Origin of the sequence: Microbacterium sp. CCH5-D1, assembly GCF_001557335.1 — a bacterium.
Taxonomy (GTDB): domain Bacteria; phylum Actinomycetota; class Actinomycetes; order Actinomycetales; family Microbacteriaceae; genus Microbacterium; species Microbacterium oxydans.
This window is the reverse complement of record NZ_LSJW01000066.1, coordinates 1-2,318: the sequence shown is the minus strand read 5'-3', so window position 1 is coordinate 2,318 and position 2,318 is coordinate 1. Positions and strand designations below refer to the sequence as shown.

Here is a 2,318-nt window from a genome sequence, read left to right as displayed (position 1 = left end):
GATCCAGTCGGCGATCAGCACGAACGACGAGGCGACGAAGAAGGAGCTGTACGCAACGATCCAGACCGAGATCGTGCGTGACCTGCCCTACATCCCGCTCGTCATCAACGCGACGCAGACCTTCTACAACACGAAGGACTACACGGGCTGGCCGACGGAGGAAGACCTCTACGCCTTCCCGCCGTCCTGGGGTGCGATCGCGGCAGGCTACGTCCTGACGCAGCTGCAGCCGGTCAAGTAACACGAGAGGAGTCGGGGAAGAAGGAAGTCAGGAAACAGTGACATGAAGTTCTATGCACGAAGAATCGGGTTCTACGCGTTCACGCTCTGGGCCGCGATATCCATCAACTTCTTTCTTCCCCGGCTCATGCCGGGAAACCCCGCCGACATCATGATCGCCAAGATGCAGCGGGCGGGCGGCGACGTCTCAGAGACGACCATCCGCAATATCAGGCTCCTGCTCGGCGGCGACGACTCGTCGCTGTGGGATCAGTACCTCGCGTACTGGGGGCGGATGTTCCAGGGCGACCTCGGCGTCTCGGTGACGAAGTTCCCCACCCCGGTGACGGAGCTCATCGCCGGTGCTCTTCCCTGGACGCTCATCCTCGTCGGCACCGCGACGGTCATCTCCTTCGTCCTCGGCGTCGTGCTCGGGGCCTGGGCCGGCTGGAAGCGCGGTACCTGGGTCGACCATCTGATCCCTGCCACCACCGTCCTGCAGTCGATCCCGTACTTCTGGATGGCGCTGATCCTGGTGGCGGTGTTCGCGGTCGGCCTCGGCTGGTTCCCCATCTTCGGCGGCTACGACGTGTTCGACTTCCCCGACGGCCCCGAGCCGACGTGGGCCTTCTTCAGCGACGCCGTCGCCCACGCCATCCTTCCCGCCGTCACCATCGTGATCAGCTCGGTCGGCGGCTGGATGTTCGGCATGCGCAACATGATGGTCTCGACGCTCGCCGAGGACTATGTGCTCACGGCCGAGGCCAAGGGCCTGCGCCCGCGCCGGGTGCTCACCACCTACGCTGCCCGCAACGCCGCTATCCCCTCGATCGCCGGCTTCTCGATCACGCTCGGTTTCGTGGTGGCCGGCTCCATCGTCATGGAGCAGGTGTTCACCTACCCCGGCATCGGCAAGCTGATGTTCCAGGCCGTGACCAACAACGACTACGCGCTGATGCAGGGGCTGTTCCTCGTCATCACGCTCACGGTGCTCGCCGCCAACTTCATCATGGACCTCGTCTATGGCTTCATCGACCCGAGGGCTCGCCAGAATGTCTGACACGAAGAACCCGCTCCTCACGGAGGAGCCACCAACCGTCGCCCCCGAGGGCACCGTCGCTCTCGCCACACAGCGTCAGGAACGAAAGCGTCGCCGCATCCTGCCCAGCACCTCGCCGAAGTTCATCGTGGGCGTGTGCATCGTGCTGGCGATCGTGCTGTTCGCGATCATCGCGCCGATCTTCTCCCAGAACCCGCGGAGCACGGCCAACCCAGCGCTTCAGCCGCCGTCGGCCGAGCACTGGCTCGGCACGACCAAGCTCGGCAACGACATGTTCGCCCAGCTCGCGACCGGTGCCCAGGGCTCGCTGCTCATCGGCGTGACGGCCGGCAGCATCGCGATCGTCCTCTCCCTCCTGTTCGGTGTGCTCGCCGGCTACCTGGGTGGGTGGCGTGAAGACGGCCTCGCCCTGCTCACGAACGTCATGATCGTGATCCCCGGACTGCCGCTGGTGATGGTCATCGCCTCGTTCGTCCCGCAGCGCAGCTGGCAGCTCGTCGCCTTCGTGCTCGGCATCACCTCCTGGGCCGGGGCGGCGTACGTGCTCCGGCTGCAGACGCGCTCGCTCCGCACACGCGACTACGTCTACGCCTCGAAAGTCGCGGGCGAGCGGTCGTTCCGCGTCATCCTCGTCGAGATCATGCCGAACCTGCTGCCGCTGCTGGCGGCCCAGTTCCTCTTCGCGATCATCTTCGCGATCCTCGGCGAGGCCGGCCTGTCGTACCTCGGCCTCGGACCCAACTCGTCGATCACCTGGGGATCGATCCTCAACGACGCACAGTCGGGGCAGGCGCTCGGACGTGGGGCCTGGTGGTGGTTCGTCCCGCCGGGACTCATGATCGCGCTCCTCGGCGCCGGCCTGTCGCTGATCAACTTCGCCATCGACGAGGTCATCAACCCGAAGCTGCGCAATGCACCCGAAGCCGCGCGCCGCGTGCGCAAGGCCGCCAAGACCAAGGGGGTCACCGCATGAGCGAGCCTGTGCTGACGGCGCGGAATGTGTCGATCGAGTATGAGGTGGATCCGCCGGTGAAGGCCG

The 2,318-nt window shown here is 65.7% G+C and carries 2 protein-coding genes and 1 pseudogene; all 3 read left to right on the top strand.

The features are described 5' to 3' along the window. A pseudogene (locus AX744_RS20540) lies at window positions 1-241 on the top strand (ABC transporter substrate-binding protein); the annotation flags it as partial. A 42-nt stretch (window positions 242-283) separates the two neighbouring features. Further along, window positions 284-1,279: an ABC transporter permease gene (locus tag AX744_RS04185; RefSeq protein ID WP_058631908.1), complete on the top strand. Its 996-nt coding sequence runs from the start codon at window positions 284-286 to the stop codon at window positions 1,277-1,279. Further along, entirely contained in the window at window positions 1,272-2,252 is a 981-nt protein-coding gene (locus tag AX744_RS04180) for an ABC transporter permease (RefSeq protein ID WP_058631909.1), read from the top strand. Before AX744_RS04185 ends, AX744_RS04180 begins: the two co-directional genes overlap by 8 nt. Window positions 2,253-2,318: the final 66 nt, after the last annotated feature.

Bases quoted from the DNA above. Each gene is read 5' to 3' on its own strand.
- AX744_RS04185 (WP_058631908.1), top strand. From the start codon at position 284: ATGAAGTTCTATGCACGAAGAATCGGGTTCTACGCGTTCACGCTCTGG.
- AX744_RS04180 (WP_058631909.1), top strand. From the start codon at position 1,272: ATGTCTGACACGAAGAACCCGCTCCTCACGGAGGAGCCACCAACCGTC.